This is a genomic window from Nonomuraea sp. CX421, from assembly GCF_059358955.1.
The window spans coordinates 496439-517993 of the sequence record NZ_JCADBK010000002.1 but is presented as its reverse complement, the minus strand read 5'-3'; the positions used below and the strand labels follow the sequence as shown (position 1 = coordinate 517993).

General features: G+C 71.8%; 16 protein-coding genes. 12 read left to right on the top strand and 4 right to left on the bottom strand.

The window, feature by feature from the left end; genetic code table 11:
- Window positions 1-23: 23 nt before the first annotated feature.
- The 9 genes from AC5L3X_RS05460 to AC5L3X_RS05420 all read left to right on the top strand — a co-directional run bounded on the left by AC5L3X_RS05460 (window position 24) and on the right by AC5L3X_RS05420 (window position 12808).
- The gene (locus tag AC5L3X_RS05460; RefSeq protein ID WP_494855485.1) at window positions 24-1031 is read left to right on the top strand and encodes a methionine synthase; all 1008 of its coding nucleotides are present in this window, start codon (window positions 24-26) and stop codon (window positions 1029-1031) included.
- Window positions 1032-1044: 13 nt separating this feature from the next.
- Window positions 1045-1494 carry a hypothetical protein gene (locus AC5L3X_RS05455; protein WP_494855484.1) on the top strand — a complete coding sequence of 150 codons (450 nt, stop codon included), beginning with the start codon at window positions 1045-1047 and terminating at the stop codon, window positions 1492-1494.
- 95 nt (window positions 1495-1589) lie between these two features.
- Window positions 1590-3773: an NAD-dependent DNA ligase LigA gene (gene ligA, locus AC5L3X_RS05450; RefSeq protein ID WP_494855483.1), complete on the top strand. Its 2184-nt coding sequence runs from the start codon at window positions 1590-1592 to the stop codon at window positions 3771-3773.
- A 374-nt stretch (window positions 3774-4147) separates the two neighbouring features.
- Window positions 4148-6217 carry a putative bifunctional diguanylate cyclase/phosphodiesterase gene (locus tag AC5L3X_RS05445; protein ID WP_494855482.1) on the top strand — a complete coding sequence of 690 codons (2070 nt, stop codon included), beginning with the start codon at window positions 4148-4150 and terminating at the stop codon, window positions 6215-6217.
- A 54-nt stretch (window positions 6218-6271) separates the two neighbouring features.
- Window positions 6272-7708 carry an AAA family ATPase gene (locus tag AC5L3X_RS05440; protein ID WP_494855480.1) on the top strand — a complete coding sequence of 479 codons (1437 nt, stop codon included), beginning with the start codon at window positions 6272-6274 and terminating at the stop codon, window positions 7706-7708.
- Between the two features lie 137 nt (window positions 7709-7845).
- A complete protein-coding gene (gene gatC / locus AC5L3X_RS05435) occupies window positions 7846-8145 on the top strand; it encodes an Asp-tRNA(Asn)/Glu-tRNA(Gln) amidotransferase subunit GatC (RefSeq protein ID WP_189123310.1) in 300 nt (99 codons plus the stop codon).
- A complete protein-coding gene (gatA, locus tag AC5L3X_RS05430) occupies window positions 8142-9632 on the top strand; it encodes an Asp-tRNA(Asn)/Glu-tRNA(Gln) amidotransferase subunit GatA (protein WP_189123311.1) in 1491 nt (496 codons plus the stop codon). The genes gatC and gatA overlap by 4 nt, the downstream gene beginning before the upstream one ends.
- Window positions 9633-9761: 129 nt before the next feature.
- Complete coding sequence (gene gatB / locus AC5L3X_RS05425) at window positions 9762-11267, top strand: Asp-tRNA(Asn)/Glu-tRNA(Gln) amidotransferase subunit GatB (RefSeq protein WP_494855478.1); 1506 nt, start codon at window positions 9762-9764, stop codon at window positions 11265-11267.
- A gap of 209 nt (window positions 11268-11476) precedes the next feature.
- Window positions 11477-12808 carry an MFS transporter gene (locus AC5L3X_RS05420; protein WP_494855477.1) on the top strand — a complete coding sequence of 444 codons (1332 nt, stop codon included), beginning with the start codon at window positions 11477-11479 and terminating at the stop codon, window positions 12806-12808.
- A gap of 67 nt (window positions 12809-12875) precedes the next feature.
- Here the strand turns inward: AC5L3X_RS05420 and AC5L3X_RS05415 are convergent, their stop codons facing one another.
- Genes AC5L3X_RS05415 through AC5L3X_RS05405 form a run of 3 tightly spaced genes read right to left on the bottom strand, consistent with a single transcriptional unit; the run spans window position 12876 to window position 15901 of the window.
- Complete coding sequence (locus AC5L3X_RS05415) at window positions 12876-14402, bottom strand: tripartite tricarboxylate transporter permease (protein ID WP_189123313.1); 1527 nt, start codon at window positions 14400-14402, stop codon at window positions 12876-12878.
- Window positions 14403-14930, bottom strand: a complete 528-nt coding sequence (locus AC5L3X_RS05410) for a tripartite tricarboxylate transporter TctB family protein (RefSeq protein ID WP_494855476.1) — start codon at window positions 14928-14930, stop codon at window positions 14403-14405. It lies immediately after the preceding gene.
- On the bottom strand, window positions 14930-15901 hold the full coding sequence (locus AC5L3X_RS05405) for a tripartite tricarboxylate transporter substrate binding protein (RefSeq protein ID WP_494855475.1): 972 nt from the start codon (window positions 15899-15901) through the stop codon (window positions 14930-14932). The genes AC5L3X_RS05410 and AC5L3X_RS05405 overlap by 1 nt, the downstream gene beginning before the upstream one ends.
- Before the next feature lie 134 nt (window positions 15902-16035).
- Here AC5L3X_RS05405 and AC5L3X_RS05400 point away from each other — a divergent pair, with 134 nt between their 5' ends.
- The 3 genes from AC5L3X_RS05400 to AC5L3X_RS05390 all read left to right on the top strand — a co-directional run bounded on the left by AC5L3X_RS05400 (window position 16036) and on the right by AC5L3X_RS05390 (window position 20446).
- A complete protein-coding gene (locus AC5L3X_RS05400; RefSeq protein WP_494855474.1) occupies window positions 16036-17649 on the top strand; it encodes an ATP-binding protein in 1614 nt (537 codons plus the stop codon).
- A 25-nt stretch (window positions 17650-17674) separates the two neighbouring features.
- Window positions 17675-18352, top strand: coding sequence for a response regulator (locus AC5L3X_RS05395; protein WP_494855472.1), 678 nt, complete (start codon window positions 17675-17677; stop codon window positions 18350-18352).
- 93 nt (window positions 18353-18445) lie between these two features.
- Window positions 18446-20446, top strand: coding sequence for a VanW family protein (locus tag AC5L3X_RS05390; protein WP_494855470.1), 2001 nt, complete (start codon window positions 18446-18448; stop codon window positions 20444-20446).
- Between the two features lie 68 nt (window positions 20447-20514).
- On the opposite strand, the gene AC5L3X_RS05385 is transcribed toward AC5L3X_RS05390, so the two are convergent.
- Window positions 20515-21555, bottom strand: coding sequence for a PQQ-dependent sugar dehydrogenase (locus tag AC5L3X_RS05385; RefSeq protein WP_494855468.1), 1041 nt, complete (start codon window positions 21553-21555; stop codon window positions 20515-20517).

Sequence of the window (21555 nt, the reverse complement as noted above, 5' to 3'; positions counted from 1 at the left end):
CTTGGAGAGCCTACGCTTGACCCATGTTGACGTGGGAGGCCACCGGGGTCGGTTCGCACCCGGGGCAGGATCATCTCGAGGCCGCTCGGCTGGTGTTCGGCGAGGTGCCGGGGCTGCCGTACCTTCCGGAGCTGCCTGGGAGGGGCGTCGGGGCCGACCTGGTGGGCAGGACGGCGGCGCTGCTCGTGGATCTGTACGCGGAGGTGCAGCCGTCCGGCTGGCGGCTGGCCGACCGGCCCGGTCGCGATCACCAGCGGGCCGCCGACCACCTCCGGCGCGACCTCGACGGGCTTGAGGAGGCCGGCCACGCCTACACCGGCCCGCTCAAGCTGCAGGTGTGCGGCCCGTGGACGCTGGCGGCCGGCATCGAGCTGCGCCACGGCGACAAGATGCTCTCCGACCAGGGAGCGGTCCGCGATCTGATCGCCTCGCTGGAGCAGGGGGTGCGCGAGCACGTCGACGAGGTGCGCAGGCGGCTGCCCGGCGTCACCGAGATCGTGCTGCAGCTCGACGAGCCCGGCCTGCCGGGCGTGCTGGCCGGGACCGTGCCGACCGCGTCGGGCTTCGGCCGGCTGGCCGCCGTCGAGGAGTGGCGGGTGGCGGAGTCGCTGCGCCTGTTCCCCGACCCGATCGTGCACTGCTGCGCGCCGTCGGTGCCCTACGACCTGCTCCGTACGAGCGGGGTGCGTGGTGTCTCGGTGGACGCCTCGCTGCTGCGGCGCAGGGACGAGGACGCCGTGGGCGAGGCTCTGGAGGCGGGGCTGCTGCTGTTCCTGGGCGTGGTGCCGGGCACCGACACCCGCCTGCCGGACGTGGGCGTCGTCGCCAAGCCGGCGCTGGAGCTGTGGCGGCGGCTCGGGTTCGCGCCCGAACGCCTCACCGAGCAGGTCGTGCTCACCCCGGCCTGCGGGCTGGCCGGAGCCTCGCCGCGCTACGCCAGGGCCGCCCTGGCCGCCTGCCGGAAGGCCGCCCACGTGCTCAGAGACGACCCTGCCGAAGGGCGAGTCGCGGGCGAGCGGCAGGCCGGATGAGTAGCCTCCTCACATGAGTCTTCGCACTTCAGGGGCGGTCGTCACCCTGCTCGTCGGGTCCGTGTCGGTCGCCGCTCCCGCCGAGGCCCGCGCCTCGGCTCCCGTTCCGGCCGTGGCCGCGGCCAACCCCGTGGTCTGGAGCTGGGGCTCGATCCGCTCCGCCGACCGGGCCGGTCTGGCGAGGGGCAAGGTCGTCCAGGACCGGCCGGGGTTCGTCGTCAACGGCAAGCTGTACGACCTGCCGGGGCGGGCGGGCTGCTCGTGGCTGCAGTTGCGCTGGGTCAAGGACGACGGGAGCAAGGGGGCCAAGACCTACGGCAACTGCTCCGAAAGCAAGCCGGCGGCGTTCTCCGTCGGGGTGGGATACGTGGTCTCGATCGAGGGCAGGGTGTGCCGCGGCACCTCCGACCAGATCACCGGCGCCTGCTCGTCCTGGGAGGGGGTCTGGGCCCGGGGCGGCTGACCGAAACTCCTTCTTCCGTACGCCGCCACCAGGGGTGTTCTTGTCGGTGCTCGGCGATAGCGTTCTCTCAGGGTGTGCGAAGGAAGGAGACCCGGGTGAGCGAGCCAAGCGTCGAGGGCGTCCCGGTGACCGCGCTGAAGCGGCATGCCGAGTTGAGCGAGCTGGTCGAGGACGCTCGCTGGCGCTACTACGTGCTCGACCAGCCGACGGTCAGCGACGCGCAGTTCGACGCCTGGTTCCACGAGTTGCTGGCGCTGGAGGAGGCGCATCCGTCGCTCCAGACGCCCGACTCGCCGACGCAGAAGGTGGGGGCGCCGGTCGCGGGCGAGTTCGCCAAGGTCGACCACCTGGCCCGGATGGAGAGCCTCGACAACGCGTTCAACGAGGCCGACATGGCCGGCTGGCAGGTCCGGGCCGAGCGGCTCGCCGAGGGCGATCCCGGCCCCTACCTGGTCGAGCTCAAGATCGACGGCCTGGCGATCGCGATCGTCTATCGCGGCGGCCGGCTGGAGCGCGCCGCGACCAGGGGCGACGGCCGCACGGGTGACGACGTGACGCCCAACGTCCGCACCATCAAGGGCGTGCCCCACCGGTTGCGCGGTGACGACATCCCGAGCCTGGTCGAGGTGCGCGGCGAGGTCTACATCCCGGTCGAGGACTTCAAGAAGCTCAACGAGCAGCTGGTCGAGCAGGGCAAGGCGCCCTTCGCCAACCCGCGCAACTCCGCCGCCGGCACCCTGCGGCAGAAGGATCCGCGCATCACCGCTCAGCGCCCGCTGCGCATGATCGTGCACGGCGTCGGCGTCTGGGAGGGCGCGACCGAGCCACGCGCGCAGTCGGAGGTCTACGAGCGGCTGCGCGAGTTCGGTCTGCCGGTCAGCGACCTCTACCGGGTGGTCGGCGACCTGACCGAGGTCAAGGACTTCATCGAGCACTACCGGGTGCACCGCCACGATCCGCCTTACGAGATCGACGGCGTGGTGGTCAAGGTCGACGACTTCCGCACGCAGCGCGAGCTCGGCTCCACCTCGCGGGCTCCGCGCTGGGCGATCGCCTACAAATATCCGCCCGAAGAGGTCAACACCAAGCTGCTCGACATCCAGGTGGGCGTCGGCCGCACCGGCCGGGTCACGCCGTACGCGGTGCTGGAGGCCGTGTCCGTCGCCGGCTCGACGGTCGAGCGGGCCACCCTGCACAACGCCGCCGTCGTGGTCAAGAAGGGCGTGCTGATCGGCGACACGGTCGTGCTGCGCAAGGCGGGCGACGTCATCCCGGAGATCGTCGGGCCCGTCACGCCGCTGCGCGACGGCTCCGAGCGCGAGTTCGTCATGCCGACCCACTGTCCCGAGTGCGGCACGGAGCTGGCCTACGAGAAGGAGGGCGACGCCGACCTGCGCTGCCCCAACGCCCGCGGCTGCCCGGCGCAGATCCGCGAGCGTCTCTACTTCGCGGCCGGGCGCTACGCGCTCGACATCGCCGGCCTCGGCTACGTCGCGGCCACCGCGCTCACCCAGCCGCTCCCGCCGCAGGAGCCCGTCGTGCGCACCGAGGCCGACCTGTTCGACCTGACCCTCGACCAGCTCATCCCGATCAGGTCGGTGGTCCGCGACATGGACACCGGCCTGCCCAAGATCGACCCGAAGACGGGCGAGCAGAAGGTCGTCTCCTTCTTCTCTAACCTCAACGGCCAGCCCTCGCAGAACGCCCTCGGCCTCATGCAGGAGCTGCGCGAGGCCAGGGAGGTGCCGCTCTGGCGCGTCCTGGTGGCCCTGTCCATCCGGCACATCGGCCCGCCGACGGCCCGAGCCCTGGCCGACGCCATGCGCTCGATCGACACGATCATGAACGCCTCCGAGGAGGAGCTGGCGGCCGTCGAGGGCATCGGGCCCCGGGTGGCCGCGACGATCCGCGAGTGGTTCGCCGTCGACTGGCACCGCGAGATCATCGCCCGCTGGCGGGCGGCCGGCGTGCGGATGGAGGACGAGCCCGCCCCGGCCAAGGGGCCCCAGACCCTTGAGGGCCTCACGTTCGTGGTGACGGGCACGCTGTCCGGCTACACCCGCGACCAGGCGGCCGAGGCGCTGACCGGCCGGGGCGGCAAGGTCGCCTCCTCGGTCTCGAAGAAGACCTCGTTCGTGGTGGCGGGAGAGAACGCCGGCTCCAAGTACGACAAGGCCGTGACCCTGGGAGTGCCGATCCTCGACGAGGCCGGGTTCGAGGTGCTCCTCAACGAGGGGCCCGAGGCCGCCTCGCAGGCGGCCGCCCCGCCCGAAGCCTGAGCCGGGCTCCGGTCCTGTTCCGGCCGTCCGGTCTGGTGTCGGTTCCGCGCTCGGTCCCGGTTCCGGGGGCGCGGTCGCCGGTCGCCGCACCGGTCATCGCCACGGTCGCCGCCGCGGTCATCGCCGCCGTTGTCGCCCGTTGTCCGTCGTCCCGTTCGGCCGGGTCGCCCGTGCTGTGCGGGGTCTTGGGGCGCTTCGCAGCGAATGCGAGGAAAGTCACCCGTCCACGTACAGAGCGTCGATATGCTGTCTACAGAGGGTTGTTTCTGGGCATATGTCCGAAAGGAGAAGTGACGGAACGTACGCGCTTGGTTTCGCGAAGTGGGCTGAAGGTCGTACCCTCCCATAGTGACCCAATGGGGGTTCTGTTACCGATGACTGACCCAACCGACACCCGCGACACAGGACCACGCGTCGGCACGCCCCTGTGGGCGTTCCTCGCGGGCATCACGGTGATCGGCTTCACCGCCCTGGTCGTGGCCATGCTGAGACTGGATCCGGCCAGCCTGATGGACCTCGCGCGTGCCCCCTTGTTCTGGGTGCTCGCCGTCCTGGTCGCTCTGGGCGAGCTCAGGCCCGTCATGGTGTCCTCCGCGGCGCTCGTGGGCGGCACCTACCCTTCGGCGTTGTTCACCTTCGCCGTGCTCCTGCACTTCGGCCTGCCGGTGGCGGTGCTGATGCAGGCGGTGGCCGTCGTGATGAACGGCGTTCTCACCCGCAAGTCGTGGCACCGGGTGATGTTCAACGTCGCCCAGTCGACGCTCGCGCTGACCGCCGCCGCGGTCGTGCTGGGGCTGTTCGGCATCGCGCCCAGCCCCGTCCAGCCCTGGGTGCCCACCGGGGCCGACCTGCCGGCGATGGCGCTGGCCGGTGTCGCCTACTTCGCCGTCCGCGCGTCGCTGGTGAGCGGGGCCGTCGCGCTGCACGAACGCCGCTCGATCACCCGGGTGCTCAGGTCCACCGCCGGGCCGCAGAGCCTGGTCTACGCCGCGCTGCTCGGCCTGGCGCCGCTGGTCGTGGTGGTGATGAGCGACTCTCCGGAGCTGGTGCCGCTGTTCGTGGCGCCGCTGGCCGCCGTCTACTTCACGGCGACGCTGTCCATGCGCCGCGACCATCAGGCGCTGCACGACGAGCTGACCGGCCTGCCCAACCGCAAGATGCTCATCGTGAGCACCGAGGAGGCGCTGGCCGAGGCCCGCCATGACGAGCGCGTCGGGCTGTTCCTGCTCGACCTCGACCGGTTCAAGGAGGTCAACGACACGATGGGCCATCCGGTCGGTGACCGGCTGCTGCAGATGGTGGCCCACCGGCTCACCCATTCCGTACGGCCGGGCGACGTCGTGGCCCGGCTGGGCGGCGACGAGTTCGCGGTGCTCCTGCCCTCGATCAGAGACGCCCACGCGGCCCGCGAGGTGGCGGCGAGGCTGCGCGCTGCGCTGACCGAGCCGGTGCGCCTGGAGGGCATGACCTTCGACCTCGACGGCTCGGTCGGCATCGCGCTCTACCCCGACCACGCCCCCGACTTCGAGTTGCTGCTGCAACGCGCCGACGTGGCCATGTACCTCGCCAAGGAGAGCCGCACCGGGGTGGAGCTCTACCAGCAGGACAAGGACCGCAACTCACCCGAGCGGCTCAACCTTCTCGGTGACCTGCGCCGCGCCGTCGACGGCGGCGACCTCCAGCTGCACTACCAGCCCAAGGTGGGCCTGACCAGCGGTGTGGTCCACGGGGTTGAGGGGCTGCTGCGCTGGTGCCACCCGGTCCGGGGCCCGATCGCGCCGTCGGAGTTCATCCCGCTGGCCGAGCAGTCCTACCTGATGCGCCAGATCACCGCCTACGTGATCGAGATGGCGCTGGAGCAGGCCGCCCGCTGGTGGCACACGGGGCTGCGGGTGCAGATCTCGGTCAACATCTCGGCCCGCGACCTGCTCGACTCGAAGCTGCCCGAGCAGCTGGAGGTGGGCCTGGCCAAGTTCAGGCTGCCGCCGACGGCCATCCAGCTGGAGGTCACCGAGCGCATCCTGATGGGCGACCAGGCCTACACCCACGAGACGATCAAGGCGCTGGCCGCGCTCGGCGTGCCTCTCGCCCTCGACGACTTCGGCACCGGCTACTCCTCGCTGATCAGGCTCCAGCGGCTGGCCGTCTCCGAGGTGAAGATCGACTCGTCGTTCGTCCGCCGCATCACCGAGTCCGAGGACGACGACCGGATCGTCCGTTCCATCGTCGACCTGGTCCGTTCGCTCGGCCTGCGCTCGGTCGCCGAGGGCGTCGAGTCCGACGAGGCCGCCATCCGGCTCGCCGAGATGGGCTGCGACGTGGGCCAGGGCTGGCTGTTCGGCCGGCCGATGCCGTCCGCCGAGGCCACCTCGTGGCTGCGCGAGCGCTTCGAGACCACGCCGGAGATCGAGCTGAGCTACCGGCCGGAGGTCACGACCGCCTAGCGAAGATAGGAGTACACTTCGTCGAAGTATACTTCTATCTCCCGGCAGGCCTACGTGATCGCCAAGCCCGAGCGCATCTTCGCCCGAGACTTCGAATGGCGCCATCTGGCCAGGTTCGCCGCCGGCGTGGCCCGGCGCCCGCAGCTGGGGGTCGTGAGCGGGCGACGCAGGCAGGGCAAGACCTTTCTGATCGAGGCTCTCGCGAGGCAGACCGGAGGTCTCTACTTCGGAGCGACGGAGGCCACCGAAACCGAGTCGCTGAGGCTGTTCTCCGACGCTCTCACCGAGCACGCCGGCCCTGCGGCGCCTTACCGGTTCGGCAGCTGGGACGAGGCGGTGCGGCAGCTCTTCGCGACCAGTGCCGAACGGCGCGACCTCGTGGTGATCGACGAGTTTCCCTACCTGACCAAGGCGTCGCCGGCCCTGCCTTCGATCATCCAGCGAGAGATCGACCGGGCGGTCGCCACGGATTCACCCGTCTCCCTGCTGTTGTGCGGCTCGGCGATGTCCGTCATGGGTGGCCTGCTGGCAGGCAGCGCGCCCCTGCGCGGGCGGGCGTCGATGGAGCTCGTGGTGTGCCCGTTCGACTATCGCCTGGCGGCCGACTACTGGCGGATAGCCGATCCGCTCCTTGCCGTGCAGACACATGCCGTGGTCGGTGGCACTCCGGCCTACCGCCGGTTCGTCGGCGACGACACACCGCAGGGGCTGGACGACTTCGATGACTGGGTGCGGCGGACCGTGCTCGACCCCGGCACGCCCCTGTTCCGTGAGGCCCGCTATCTGCTGGAGGAAGAGACGGAGGTGCGCGACTCTTCCCTCTACCATTCCGTGCTGGCCGCCGTCGCGACCGGCAACGGCACGCGGAGCGGGATAGCCGGCTACATCGGACGTAAGGCCGCCGACATCGGCCATCACCTCAACGTGCTGGAGGACAGCCGCCTGCTGCGCCGGGAGCCGGACGTTTTCCGGCCCTCACGCTCGGTTTATCACGTGTGCGAACCATTGATCACTTTTCACCAGGTGGTGATGCGTCCACGTTGGGGGCTGCTGGAGAGCGGCAGGGCCGCCGCGGTGTGGAAGGACGCCCGCGGCCGGTTCAGAGACCAGGTGCTGGGCCCGCATTTCGAGGAGCTGTGCCGTCGGTTCGCCCAGGCCGAGGACGTCTTCGGCGAACTTCCCGGCGAGGTGGGCGCGGGCGTGATCACCGATCCCGAGCGCCGCGAGCAGATCGAGGTGGACGTCGTGGTGTTCGCGCCCGCCATGCCCGGTGAGCCCCGGCGCGTCATCTCGCTGGGCGAGGCGAAGTGGGGCAGGGTCATGGGCCAAGGCCACAGCGCGCGGCTCAGGCGGGCCAGGGACCTGCTCGCCGCCAAGGGGTACGACGTCCGCGACACGGTGCTCGCGTGTTACAGCGGGGCGGGCTTCGACGACGCGTTGCGGTCGGAGAAGGACGTGCGGGGCATCGGGCTAGACGAGCTCTACGGGTGACCGCGGGCGGGCCGGACGACCATCACCGGTGGGCACGGCAGGTGTTTCCAGGTGGTTAAAGGGTTCGGAGGCGCTCCGGGGAGCCCCCTAGGATGACAGTGTCCCAACTCCATTCACGAAAACGGGTTCAACGACTCATGTCCGCCATAACCCGCGACGAGGTCGCACACCTGGCCCGGTTGTCCAGGCTGGCGCTCACCGACGACGAGCTTGACCACTACGCCACGCAACTCGGTGCCATCATCGAGTCGGTCGCGAAGGTCGCCGAGGTCGCCGCCGAGGACGTGCCGCCTTCGTCGCACGCGCTTCCGCTGACCAATGTCTTCCGCGCCGACGAGGTGCGACCGTCCCTGACGCCCGAGCAGGCGCTGTCCGGCGCTCCGGCCGTCGAGGACGATCGCTTCCGGGTGCCGCGCATCCTGGGGGAGGAGGCATGAGCTTGATTCACAAGACCGCCGCCGAGTTGGGCGCGCTGATCGCCGCCGGCGAGGTGTCGTCCGTCGAGGTCGCCGAGGCCCACCTCGACCGCATGGCCGAGGCCGAGCCCAAGATCAACGCGTTCCTGCACGTCGACCGCGAGACCACGCTCGCCCAGGCCAGGGTCGTCGACGACCGGCTGAGGTCGGGCGAGCGGCTCGGCCCGCTGGCCGGCGTGCCGGTCGCGCACAAGGACATCTTCGCCACCCGCGACATGCCGACCACGGCCGCGTCCAAGATCCTCGAAGGCTGGCGGCCGCCCTACGACGCCACCGTCACGGGCCGCCTGCGCGAGGCCGGGCTGGTCATCCTCGGCAAGACCAACCTCGACGAGTTCGCGATGGGCTCGTCCACCGAAAACTCCGCCTACGGCGTGACCCGCAACCCGTGGGACCTGACCCGGGTGCCCGGCGGCTCCTCGGGCGGTTCGAGCGCCGCCGTCGCCGCGTACGAGGCGCCGCTGTCCACCGGCACCGACACGGGCGGCTCGATCCGGCAGCCCGCCTCGGTCACCGGCATCGTGGGCATGAAGCCGACCTACGGAGGCTCGTCCCGCTACGGCCTGATCGCGTTCGCCAGCTCGCTCGACACGCCCGGGCCGTTCGCCCGCAACGTGCTCGACGCGGCGCTGCTGCAGGAGGCCTTCTCCGGGCACGACCCGCTCGACTCCACCTCGATCGACGCGCCGGTGCCCTCGGTGGTCGAGGCGGCCCGCACGGCCGACGTCGCGGGCATGCGGATCGGCGTGGTCAAGGAGTTCGCCGGCGAGGGCTACCAGCCGGGCGTGCTGGCCCGCTTCCACGAGGTCGTGCAGCTGCTCGAGTCGCTGGGCGCCAAGGTCGTCGAGGTGTCCTGCCCGTCGTTCGCGACCGCGCTGCCCGCCTACTACCTGATCGCGCCGTCGGAGTGCTCCTCCAACCTGGCGCGCTTCGACGCCATGCGCTACGGCCTGCGCGTCGGCGACGACGGCACCCGCAGCGCCGAGGAGGTCATGGCGCTGACCAGGGCGGCCGGGTTCGGTCCCGAGGTCAAGCGGCGCATCATGCTCGGCACCTACGCCCTGTCCAGCGGCTACTACGACGCCTACTACGGCCAGGCCCAGAAGGTGCGCACGGTCATCTCCCGTGAGTTCGAGGCCGCCTTCCACCAGGTCGACGCGCTGGTGTCGCCGACGACGCCGACCACGGCGTTCCCGATCGGCGAGCGGGCCGACGACCCGATCGCGATGTACCTCGCCGACCTGTGCACGATCCCGTCCAACCTGGCCGGCAACGCCGCCATCTCGGTGCCCTGCGGCCTGGCCGACGAGGACGGCCTGCCGGTCGGCCTGCAGATCATGGCCCCGGTCCTGGGCGACGACCGCTGCTACCGGGTCGGCGCCGCCGTCGAGAAGGCCCTGGAGAGCCGCTGGGGCGGTGGCCTGCTGTCCAAGGCCCCGGCGCTCTAGGCGAGGCGCTCTGGGCGAGGAAGGAACGGCGGGGCCGACGCGAGCGGGAGGCCGAGCCTTCCGGACGCGCCGGCCTTCGCGCGGGCGGCGATATTTTCGAATGCGACGATCTGAACTAAGGACCTCATCATGAATGTCGAGACGGCCATGCCGTACGACGAAGCGCTTGATCGGTACGAGCCGGTGCTCGGCCTGGAGACGCACGTCGAGCTGGGCACCGAGTCCAAGATGTTCTGCGGCTGCAAGACGACGTTCGGCGCGCCGCCCAACACCCAGGTCTGCCCGACGTGCCTGGCGCTGCCCGGCTCGCTGCCGACGGCCAACGCCGTCGCGATCGAGTCGACGATCCGCATCGGCCTGGCGCTCAACTGCTCCATCGCCGAGTGGTGCCGCTTCGCCCGGAAGAACTACTTCTATCCGGACATGCCGAAGAACTACCAGATCTCGCAGTACGACGAGCCGCTGTGCTTCGACGGCTACCTCGACATCGAGGTCGACGGCAAGCCCGTCCGGATCGAGATCGAGCGGGTCCACCTGGAGGAGGACACCGGCAAGTCCACGCACGTGGGCGGCGCGACCGGCCGCATCCACGGCGCCGACTACTCGATCGTCGACTACAACCGCGCCGGCATCCCGCTGGTGGAGATCGTCACCAAGCCGATCCCCGGCACCGACCGGCTGGCGCCCGAGGTGGCCAAGGCGTACGTCACGGAGCTACGCGAGATCATGCGCTCGCTGGGCGTCTCCGACGTGCGCATGGAGGAGGGGTCACTGCGCTGCGACGTCAACGTCTCGCTGATGCCGCGCGGCTCGTCCGAGTGGGGCACCCGCACCGAGACGAAGAACGTCAACTCGCTGCGCAGCGTCGAGCGGGCGGTCCGCAGCGAGATCGAGCGGCAGGCCGCGGTTCTGGCCGGCGGCGGCCGGATCGTGCAGGAGACCAGGCACTTCCACGAGGACACCGGCAGCACCACGTCCGGCAGGTCCAAGGAGGAGGCGCAGGACTACCGCTACTTCCCCGAGCCCGACCTGGTGCCGATCGCGCCCGATCGCGCCTGGGTGGCCGAGCTGAAGGCGGCTCTGCCCGAGCTGCCGTCGGTCAAGCGCAAGCGGCTGCGGGCCGAGTGGGGCCTGTCCGAGCTCGACATGGAGGCGATGCACAACGCCGACGCGATCGACCTGGTCGAGGCCACGGTCGCGGCGGGCGCGCCGGCCGCCGACGCGCGCAAGTGGTGGATGGGTGAGCTGGCCCGCCGCGCCAACGAGTCCGGCTCGGCGCTCGCCGAGCTGCCGATCACGCCGGCGCAGATCGCCCGGGTCACCGAGCTGGTGGCCTCGGGGGCGCTCAACGACAAGCTGGCCCGCGAGGTGCTCGAAGGCGTGCTCGCCGGAGAGGGCGCCCCGGACGAGGTGGTCGAGAAGCGCGGGCTCAAGATCGTCAACGACGAGGGCGAGCTGTCCGCGATCGTCGACCAGGTCATCGCGGGCAACGCCGACGCTGCCGACAAGGTTCGCTCCGGCAAGGTCGCCGCGGCGGGCGCGCTGGTCGGCGGCGTGATGAAGGCCAGCCGCGGCAAGGCCGACGCCGCCCGGGCCCGCGAGCTGATCCTGGAGAAGCTGGGCGTCTCCGAGTAGCCACGGAGGTCGCGCTGGGGGCCCTGTCACTTCCGTGGCAGGGCCCCTGCGCGTGCCCGCCGGCGCTCGCCGCGAGGTGGCCCGGACCGGCGGCGGTGCCCGCCGGGTCGGGGGCATCGCCGTCGTGAGGTCCTAGGACGATCTTCTGAGCTGGGCTTAGGACCAGGGCGGGAGGCGCCGGGGTACGGCCGGTCCCTAGCGTCGGCTGCATGAATCGGAAGGCGTTGACGGCGGGACTGGTGGCCTTGGTGTCACTGGTGGCCTTGGAGTACATGGCGGTGGCGGTCGCGATGCCGGTCGTGGCGGCGGAGCTCGGCGGGATGGAGCTCTACGGGCTGGCGTTCAGCGGCGCGATGGCCGCCGGGGTGGTGGGGACCGTGCTGGGCGGCCGGTGGGCGGACCTGCGCGGCCCGAGCGCCCCCCTGTGGACGGGAGTGGCGGGCTTCTCCGGTGGCCTGCTCCTGGCCGGGCTGGCGACCAGCATGGAGATGCTGATCGCCGGACGGCTGGTGCAGGGGTTCGGCGGGGCGCTGGTCAATGTGGCGTTGTACGTGGTGGTGGCCCGGGTCTATCCCGAGGAGCTGCATCCGAGGGTGTTCTCCCTGTTCGCGACGGCCTGGGTGGTGCCGTCGATGGTGGGGCCGGCGATCGTGGGCGTGGTGCTGCACACCCTCGGGTGGCGCTGGGTGTTCCTGCTGGTGCCGATCCTGACCCTGATCGCGGTGCTGATGCTGCTGCGCGGCCTGGCCGGACGGCCCGTCAAGGGCGGCCGGAGCGCGCCCGCTCCGGGGCTGATGGCCAAGGTCGCGTGGGGAGCGGTCACCGCCGCCGGCGCGGCCCTCATGCAGTACGGCAGCGGCGGGAGGTTCGTCCTCCTGATCGCCGGGTTCGCCATGCTGGCGGTGGCCCTGCCCAGGCTGCTTCCGAAGGGCACGCTGCGGGCGGTCAGGGGCCTGCCCGCGGTCGTCGGGCTGCGCGGGCTGACCGCCGGTGCGTTCTTCGCCGCCGAGGTGATGGTCCCGCTCATGCTCATCGAGCACCGGGGGCTGTCGCCGCTGGTGGCCGGCCTGGCGCTCACCGGAGGCGGCGTCAGCTGGTCGTTCGCGTCCTGGCTGCAGGGGCGCGAGGTGTGGAGCCGGAGGACGAACCTCTGGCTCGGCTCGGCCACCATCGCGCTGGGCATCCTGCTCATGGGCGGCCTGGCGTTCGCCGTCGTGCCCGTCGCCCTGGCCTACCCGGCGTGGATCGTGACGGGCTTCGGGATGGGGCTGGTGTATCCGACGCTGTCGGTCCTCACCCTCGAACTGTCCGCTCCCGGGGAGGAGGGCGTGAACAGCTCCGCGCTGCAGGTGGGGGAGGCGGTGTTCTCGGTGGTGGCCGTCGCGGTCACGGCCGCGCTGTTCACCGCGGCCGGCTCCGGCTACTGGGCGGTCTTCGCGACCGCGCTCGTCATCACGCTGGTGGGGGTGGCGATCGCGCCCCGCGCGGTCGGGAGCTCCGCACGGGGCGTTCCCGCCGGCGAGAAGGTGGCGGCGGTCTGAGGCGACCGGTCCGTACGGCCCCGGCGGGACGCTAGTCCCGGCCGGTCCGTACGGCCCCGGCAGGAAGCTAGTCCTCCTCCCGGGGCACGTGGGCGACGGCCGCCGGGGCGCGCCGGGCCAGCAGCCTCCTGAAGACCGGCGTCAGCAGCGCGAGGAGCGACAGCGCCAGCAGCACCACGGCCACCGGGCTCCGCACCAGTACGCCCACGTCCCCCGCCCCGATGGCCAGGGCCCGGCGCAGCTGGATCTCGGCCATCGGCCCCAGGATCATGCCGATCACCGCCGGGGCGATGGGCAGCCCGAACCGGCGCATCGCGAACCCCAGCAGCCCGAGCAGGTACAGCACCACCAGGTCCACCACGGTCGCGTTCAGGGCATAGACCCCGAGCGCGGCGAACAGCACGATCCCGGCGTACAGGTAGGGGCGTGGGATCCGCAGCACCCGGGCCCACAGCGGGGCCAGGGGCAGGTTGAGCACCAGCAGCATCGTGTTGCCGACGAACAGCGACGCGATCATGCCCCACACCAGGGCCGGGTTGTGGTCGAACAACTGCGGGCCGGGCTGCAGGCCGTACTGCTGGAAGGCGGCGAGCAGGATCGCGGCCGTCGCCGAGGTGGGGAGCCCCAGCGTGAGCAGCGGCACCAGGGTCCCGGCGGCCGAGGCGTTGTTGGCGGCCTCCGGCCCGGCGACGCCCTCGATCGCGCCCTTGCCGTACTCCTCGCGGGCGACGCCGCGCGCCAGCCGCTTCTCGGCCGCGTACGACAGGAAGGTGGGGATCTCGGCGCCGCCGCCGGGCAGCGCGCCGAACGGGAAGCCGAGGGCGGTGCCGCGCAGCCACGGCCGCCACGACCGCCGCCAGTCGGAGCGGCCCATCCAGGCCCGTCCGACGGGCACCACCTCGGGGACCGCGTGGCGCAGCCGCGAGGCCACGTACATCGCCTCGCCCATCGCGAACAGCCCGACCGCGACGATCACCACGTCGATGCCGTCGAGCAGTTGGGGGATGCCGAGCGTGAGCCGGGCCTGTCCCGTCTGCTGGTCGATGCCGATCAGCCCGATGGCCAGGCCCAGCACCAGCGAGGCCAGGCCGCGCACGACCGAGCGGGACAGCACCGACGACACGGCGGTGAACGCCAGGACCGCCAGCGCGAAGTAGTCCTCGGGGCCGAACGCGATGGCGAAGCTCACCACCGCGGGCGCCGCCACGACCAGCAGCGCGGTCGCGATGGTGCCCGCGACGAACGAGCCGATGGCGGCCGTGGCCAGCGCCTGCGCCGCCCGGCCGCGCCTGGCCATCTTGTTGCCCTCCAACGCGGTGATCATGGAGGAGGACTCGCCGGGCGTGTTGAGCAGGATCGACGTGGTGGAGCCGCCGTACATGCCGCCGTAGTAGATGCCGGCGAACATGATGAACGCGCTGGCCGGCGGCACGGTGAAGGTGATGGGCAGCAGCAGGGCCACGGTCATGGCGGGGCCGATGCCGGGCAGCACGCCGACGAGGGTGCCGAGCGTGACGCCGATCAGCGCGTACAGCAGGTTGACCGGCGTCAGCGCCTCGGCGAACCCGCCGAGCAGGAGCTCGAACGACTCCACCTAGATCACCCCTCGCAGCACGCCGCCGGGCAGCGTGACGCCCAGCCCCTTGACGAACAGCAGGTACGTGCTGATCCCCAGCAGCACCCCGATCCCCGCCGCGCGCAGCCGGTGCTCGGCCCCGAGCGCCACCGACAGCCCGAAGAACAGCAGGCTCGCGGCGATGATCCAGCCGAGCGCGTCGAGCACCGCGGTGAAGCCCAGGAAGACCCCGCTGACCAGGCCGACGCTCCGCCAGTCGGCCGGGACGTCGAGATCGACGTCCTCGCTCTCCTCGGGATCGCCGCGCCCGCCGCGCAGCACGTCGGCCACGTAACACAGGCCGACGAGGATCATCGCGCCGCCGACCAGCATGGGGAAGAAGCGCGGCCCGACGCCGAGCCGCGAGGCCGCCGCCGACACCTCCAGGGTCCCCGCTATGACGAACCCGCCGAGGGCGAGCACCACGAGGGCCAGCCCCAGTTCGGGCCGCCACCACCGGGCCCGCTTCTCAGCGGGTCCGGTCGTGGGGTTGCCGGACTCGGACATCAGGAGACGAGCCCCATCTCGGCGATGATGCCCTTGACCCGAGTCTGCTCGGCGGCCAGGTAGTCGGCGAACTGCTGCCCGGTCTGGAACGAGTCGATCCAGCCGTTCTTGGCCACGGCGTCCTTCCAGGCCTGCGAGTCGTGCATCTTGGTCACCAGGTCGGTGAGCGCCTGCCTGTCGGCGTCGCTGAGCCCGCCGGGGGCGACGAAGCCGCGCCAGTTGGCCAGCTCCACGTCCAGGCCGCCCTCCTTGAGGGTGGGCGCGTCGAGGTCGGGCAGCCGCTCGCCCGAGGTCACGCCGAGAGCGCGCAGCTTGCCGGACTTGACGTGCTCGGCGAACTCGCCGACGCCCGAGATGCCGAGGGTGACCTTGTTGCCGAGCAGCGCGTTGAGCGCCTCGCCGCCGCCCGAGTGGGCGATGTAGTTGACCTGCTTGGGGTCCACGCCCGCGGCCTTGGCCATCAGCCCAGCCACGATGTGGTCGGTGCCGCCGGCCGAGCCGCCCGCCACGGAGACCTTCGCCGGGTCCGCCTTCCAGGCCGCGACCAGGTCGGACAGCTGCTTGAGCGGGGATTCGGCCGGGACCACGATGATCTCGTACTCCTCGGTCAGCTTGGCGATCGGCGTCGTCTCGGCCAGGGTGACCGTGGACTTGTTCTGCTCGATCGCGCCCACCATGACCAGGCCCATGGTCATCAGCAGGCTGCCGTTGCCCTTCTCGCCCGCCAGCTGGGCCAGGCCGATCGTGCCGCCCGCGCCGGGCACGTTGTAGACCTCGACCTTGCGGCCCGGGTCGGCGGACTTGAGCGCCTGCTCGGCCGTACGGGAGGTCTGGTCCCAGCCGCCGCCCGGCGCGGCGGGGGCCATGATGCGCAGCGCGCCGGCGTTGGCGCCGCTGCCGCCTGTCTCGCCGCAGCCGCTCAGCGCGGCGACGGAGATCGCCGCGAGGGCGGCGAGTATGCGCAGACGCATGATCACTCCAAGGGGGGATTTCACGTTATGGAATTCGGATCGTGAAGTGTGCTCGGGGTGGCGTCGAGGTTTCCGCGATAGGAGTCGTTTAGGTCGTTCTGGTCGCGACCGGGCCGTGACCTCCGGCTGTTTGCATGAGCCTCGTGAGACGGGTACGAGGCGCCTCTCTCGGGACCCAGCTGTTCGTGCTCCAGATGGTGATCGTGCTGCTGGCCGTCGGGGGCACCGCGAGCGTGTGGGCCGACCACACCCGCGACCAGCTGGACTCGCTGTACGAGCAGCGCGCGCTGGCGATCGCCCAGTCGGTGGCGGCGCTCCCGCAGGTGCGTGACGCCTTCGACCTGCGCGACCCGGAGAAGGTGCTGCAGCCGCTCGCGCTGAGCGTGCAGGAGTCCACCGGGGCCGACTACGTGGTGATCGCCAACCGCGAGCAGACCCGCTACGCCCACCCCAACGCCGCGCTGATCGGCGAGCGCCTGTCCACCGACGGCACCAGCGTGCTCACGACCGGCAGGAGCTGGGTCGGCACCGAGACGGGCACGATCGGCACCACGGTCCGCGGCAAGGCGCCCATCTTCGACGAGTACGGCGACGTCATCGGCCTGGTCTCGGTCGGCATCCTGCGGACCACCGTCAGCGGCAGGCTGGCCGCTGCGCTGCCCCCGCTGCTCTGGACCGCGCTGGCCGTGCTGGTCTGCGGTCTCGCCGCCGCCGCGCTGATCACCGCCCGGGTCCGGCGGCAGACCTTCGGGCTGGAGCCTAGCGAGATCGCCGCGCTGCTGGAGCAGCGCGAGGGCGTGCTGCACGGCGTCAAGGAGGGCGTGCTCGCGCTCGACCTCGCGGGCCGGGTGACGCTGGTCAACGACGCGGCCCGCGAGCTGCTCGGCGACGTGGGCGAGGACCTGACGCGGATGCCGGTCTCCGACCGGCTGCGCGACGTGCTGGCCGGCGACGACCCGGGGGAGGACCGGGTGGTGCTGCACGGCGACCGGGTGCTGGTGCTCAACCGCACTCCCGTCTCCGTACGCGGCCAGCACCGGGGCTGGGTGGTCACCCTTCGCGACCGTACCGAGCTGGTCCGGCTGTCCCGCGAGCTCAACGACAGCAGCAGCGCGACCGAGGCGCTGCGCGCCCAGGCTCATGAGTTCGCCAACCGGATGCACACGGTCGTCGGCCTGCTGGAGCTGGGCGAGCACGAGGAGGCCATCGGCTTCATCACCCGGCTCACCCGTGGCGCGTATGCCACCGACCTGCGCGAGCGGGTCCAGGATCCGACGCTGGCGGCGTTGCTGGTGGCCAAGTCGGCCGAGGCGGCCGAGCGCGGCGCCCGGCTGGTGCTGGCCGAGGACACGTCCGTGCCGGAAGGCGCGATCGGCGATCCGCAGGACGCGGTGCTGGTGGTCGGCAACCTGGTCGCCAACGCGATCGACGCGCTCGACGGCGCGCCGGGCACGATCGAGGTGTCCCTGCTGGCCGACGCCGGCGGCCTGCGCGTACGCGTGTGCGACTCGGGGCCCGGCATCGCGCCCGAGCTGGTCGGAGAGGTGTTCAGGGAGGGCTTCACCACCAAGGCGGCCCGTTCGGGGCCGCGCGGCCTCGGCCTGGCGCTGACCCGGCAGGCGTGCCTGCGCAGGGGCGGCTGGGTGAAGGCGCGCAACGCGGACGGCGCGGTCTTCACGGCGCTGCTGCCTCCGGCGCCGCCGGTTGTCCCGAAGGCGCTTCCGGTGGGCGCCGCCGGCGACAGATGAGCTTCGGCGAGATGAGTTCAGGGAGATGGGTTTCGACGAGATGAGCGACGTGCGCGTGGTGGTCGTGGACGACGACTTCATGGTGGCGCGCATCCACGGCGGCTACGTCGCCCGGGTGCCCGGCTTCGAGGTGGTCGCGACCGCGCACAGCGGGGCCGGCGCGCTCGCCGCCGTGGCCGAGCACCGGCCCGACCTCCTGCTGCTCGACATCTACCTGCCCGACATGTCCGGGCTGGAGGTGCTCAAGTCGCTGCACGACGTGGACGTCCTCGTGGTCAGCGCGGCCCGCGACGTCCCCACGGTCAGAGAGGCGATGCGCGGCGGCGCGGTCAACTACCTGATCAAGCCGTTCACGTCGGCGGCGCTGGCCGAGCGGCTCCGGCACTACGCCGGCACGCGCAGGCGGCTCACCGCCCTCGGTCCCGAGGCCCGCCAGGACGACGTGGACCGGCTCTTCGGCACCCCCGGCTCGGCCGCCGCGCTGCCCAAAGGGCTGTCGCCCGCGACGTGCGCGCTGGTGGCCGGCACGTTACGCGACGCGGGCGGCGACCTGTCGGCCGCCGAGACGGCCGTGCTCGCCGGTCTGTCGAGGGTCAGCGCCCGCCGTTACCTGGAGCACCTGTGCGCGGCGGGCCGGGCCGAGCTGCGTCCAAGGTACGGCACGGCCGGTCGTCCGGAACATCGCTACCGGTGGATAGGTTGACACACTTCCGTAGTCATTTCCCGTGACATATCAGGATGCGCGTGCCTTACTGTTGCCTGAGGATGTGGCTGCGGAGCGGGAGGAGATTGAGGCGTGCGTAACGCCGGACCGATCGAATCACCGACGGACCCGTTCGCCTCGGTGCCGTTACCCACGTCGGCCACCAGCAGAAAGCCACGCATCGAAGGTCTGCCGCCCGGCGTCTCCCGCGACATCTTCGGCGGCGTCAAGGACGCCCCGCAGGCCACCGCGAAAGGCCAGGACGGCGGATCCCTGCCACCCGTCGCCACCCCCGCCCAACCCTGGCCGGTGAACGAGGGCAAGGTCGATCCGCCCATCCCGCCCGCCCCCGTCTTCGGTCTGCCGGGGCAGCAGGACCGGCCGCCCGCCCTGCTCGACCCCGACCCGCCCCGACGGGGCCGGCTGCTGCCCGCCATCCTCGTGCTCGTCGTCATGGCGGCCGTGCTGGCGTACCTGGTGCCCGCGGTGATGATGTCGGGCTCGGTGCTGCGCGGCACCCGCGTCGGCGGCGTCGACATCGGCGGCCTCACCATGACCCAGGCGGCCGACAAACTCCGCGCCGAGCTGGCCGCCAGGCTGAGCAAGCCGGTCGCCGTCGACATCGCCGGCAAGCGGGAGACCATCCAGCCGGACGAGGCCGGGCTCGAACTCGACGTGGTCGGCACGATCAACCAGGCGCCCAGCGGCTTTCCCAGCCCCGTAGAGGTATGGCGGGGGCTGACCGGCACGACCGAGCTCGAACCGAAGGTCACGGTCGACGCCTCCCAGCTCACCAGGACGGTGGAAGGGCTGGCCGAGGCGTACGACAAGGCTCCGCGCGAGGGCCGCGTCGCGTTCAGGGAGCTGCGGCCGGTGGCCGCCGAGCCGCAGGACGGCGCGCTGCTCGACCGCGAGGACGCCGTGCGCGTCATCACCGACGCGTTCCTCCACGCGCGTGGCTCCGCCGCGCTCACGATCAGGCCGGCCAAGCCCCAGACCACGGTCGCCGACGTCACCGCGGCCAAGGCGGAGGCCCTCCAGGCCATCGCCGCCCCGCTCACGCTGGCCATCGACGGCAAGCGGGCCGAGCTTTCGCCGTCGGCCATCGCCGCCCACCTGACCTACGCCTCCGACGGCAAGGGCGGCCTGGCCCCGCAGTTCGACGCCAAGGCGGCGCTCGCCGGCGTCGAGAGCAGCCTGATCGACGAGAGCCAGGCGCCGCGCGACGCCACGTACGAGATCGTGAACGGCAAGCCGGAGCTGGTCCCCGCGCGTGCGGGCAGGGGAGTGGACGACCGGCAGCTCGCCCGGGACGTGGCCAGGGTGATCACCGGCGACGGTCCCCGGGTCATCCCGGTCAAGCTCGACACCGTCCGCCCCGAGGTCGCCACCTCCGAGGTCAAGGATCTCGGCATCACGGCCAACGTGGGTGAGTTCACCACCACGTTCGACTGCTGCCAGCCGCGCGCCATCAACATCCAGCGGATGGCCGCCCAGCTCGACGGTCGCCTGGTGAAGCCAGGCGAGACCTTCTCGCTGAACGCGGCGGTGGGCGAGCGCACCCGTGAGAAGGGGTACGTCGAGGCCGGGCAGATCGTCGGCGGCCGGATGGTCAACATCGTCGGCGGCGGTGTCTCGCAGTTCGCGACCACGATGTACAACGCGGTCTTCTTCGCCGGCTTCGACGACGTCGAGCACGTCCCGATGGACTACTACGCGGCCCGCTACCCCGCCGGGCGCGACGTCGCCCTGCTCTACCCCGATCTCGACCTGAAGTGGCGCAACGACTCCGACCACGGGGTGCTGATCAAGGCGACCACCACCGGGACCTCGGTCACGGTCGCGCTCTGGGGCACGAAGCGCTACGACAGGATCCAGGCGCTGGAGTCGCCGAAGCGGGCCTTCACCCCGTTCCGCCGCGAGACCAGCAGCGCCCCCGGCTGCCTGCCCGTGACCGGTCAGCAGGGCTTCACGATCGACGTCACCCGCGTCTTCTTCAAGGGCGGCGAGGAGGTCAGGCGGGACCGCAAGCTGACCACGAAGTACCGGCCGCAGGCCCAGGTCACCTGCACGGTCTCCACCGGCACGAACTGACCTCCGGTCAGGGGCGGCGCGGCGCGAACCGGCCCGTGCTCACAGGCCGCGGCGCGAACTGCCCCTGGTCACGGGCGGCGCGGCGTGACCGACAGGATCCGGTCGTCCCCGTCGCGGACCGTGCCCCTGCCGTCCTTGTTGCTGGTCGACACCCAGAGCGTGCCGTCGGGCGAGGCCGCCACCGCGCGCAGCCTGCCGTACCCGTCGGTGAAGTGGGCGACCGGCGTGCCCGGCGCGCCGTCCTGGCCGAGCGGGATCTGCCACAGGCGCTCGCCGCGCAGCGCGCCCATCCAGAGCGATCCCTCGGCGTACGCCAGGCCCGACGGCGAGGCGTCGGAGGTGGGCCAGGTGACGATCGGGTCGGTGAACTCGGGGTCGTCGCCCCGGCCCTCGACCCGCGGCCAGCCGTAGTTGGCGCCCGGCTTGATCTGGTTGATCTCGTCGTAGGCGCTGGCGCCGAACTCCGAGGCGTACATCCGGCCGGCGGTGTCCCAGGCCATGCCCTGCACGTTGCGGTGGCCGAGGCTGTAGACGAGCGTGCCGAAGGGGTTGCCGGGGGCGGGCGCGCCGTCGGTGGTCATCCTCAGGATCTTGCCGCCGAGCGAGTCGCGCCGCTGGGCCAGCTCACGGTCACCGGTCTCGCCGGTGCTCGCGTACAGGTGGCCGTCGGGGCCGAACTCCAGCCGGCCGCCGTTGTGGATGCCGCCCTTGGGGATGCCCTTGACGATCACCCGGGGGTCGCTCACCCCGGTGCCGCCGAGGCGGTAGCGGACGATCCGGTTGTCCTCGGCGGCCGTGTAGTAGACGAACACCTGGTCGTCCCGGGCCGCCACGCCCATCAGGCCGCCCTCGCCGTCGGGGGTGACCCCCTCGATCGTGCCCAGCTCGGTCACCTGACCCGCCGGGCTCACCCGGAGCAGCCGGGCCGAGTCGCGCTCGGTCACCAACGCGTCCCCGCCCGGCAGAAACTCGATGGCCCACGGCACCGCCAGATCGCTCGCCACGGTCTTCGGGGCGCCCGGCGGCGTGGGGGGCGACACGGCGGCCGTCGGTGTCACCCCGCTCGCGTTCGAACAGGCCGTCAGGGCCAGCGCGAGGAGCAAAGCCAT